The following is an 856-nucleotide window of genomic DNA, read 5'->3' as shown; positions in this document are numbered from 1 at the left end:
CTTTCTAAGTTTAATAGGTACTAAAAAAGAGGACAGCTAGGTATATACTAAACTACTATCTGTCCTTCTCTGGCCGTACTTTTATCAAAATCTTTTAACGAAGCAATAATTAAGTAACCTCTTCTACAAACTCTTTTAGAGAATCATACATTTCTAAAGCGTCCCATTCACCCATGCCATGTTCAGCTGTGAAAACTGGGTAATCTACATTCCCTATATCAATAAAGAGCGGGTCACCGCCTATTTCTTCATCATACCCTATGACAAACCAGTTTTCTTGCCAATCTCCTTCTTGATTTCCTATAAGGGAATTTGCTTCTAAATCTTCTCTGTAGCCTAATTGGCCATCTAAAAACTCGCTTTTAAGGTAGATGTAATAAGGAGCAGAAAGAATTTCTCCCACTTCATCTTCAAATTCTACTTTCACTGACGTACCTGGAAGTTCTTTAAGAATTTTATAGATTTTCTCTATATCAGGTTTTATCATTTGCTTCTCCCCTTTAATGATCTGTATGACTTATCGTGGCTGTTATCCATTCTTCTAAGCTGTCTGCTATTACTTCACGCTGTTCCCAATCATGCCAAAAGGTGATAATTTGACCAATTTTCCCTCCTTCATCAGGATCCAAGTCTATACAAATATCATCTCCTCCCCCATTCGTGGCAATCGAAATCCAACGTGGGTTCCACCAAAATTCTTTTTTTACTGGCCCAATAGGTTCAATTTCTGGAAAATCTTCAAATTCTCCTCCGTCTAAAAGCTCTTTTAATGTTTGCCACGTATACAGAATCTCCTCTAAAGGTAATAGAGTATAATTTTCAATAACTGCTATATATTCATCACGCTGTCCATTAT

At 36.6% G+C, this 856-nt stretch carries 2 protein-coding genes; both read right to left on the bottom strand.

Annotated elements, in window-relative coordinates; all coding sequences use genetic code 11:
- Positions 1-109: 109 nt before the first annotated feature.
- On the bottom strand, positions 110-487 hold the full coding sequence (locus tag AC1DRF_RS30185) for a hypothetical protein (protein ID WP_043981877.1): 378 nt from the start codon (positions 485-487) through the stop codon (positions 110-112).
- 13 nt (positions 488-500) lie between these two features.
- The coding region (locus AC1DRF_RS30180) for an SMI1/KNR4 family protein (RefSeq protein WP_477742594.1) at positions 501-856 on the bottom strand (356 nt) is incomplete at its 5' end.

Source organism: Priestia sp. P5_B4 (assembly GCF_056400385.1).
This window is presented reverse-complemented; position numbering and strand designations above follow the sequence as displayed.

What these genes read in the sequence shown, in the direction of transcription:
- AC1DRF_RS30185 (WP_043981877.1), bottom strand. Translation starts at nt 487, where the DNA reads ATGATAAAACCTGATATAGAGAAAATCTATAAAATTCTTAAAGAACTT.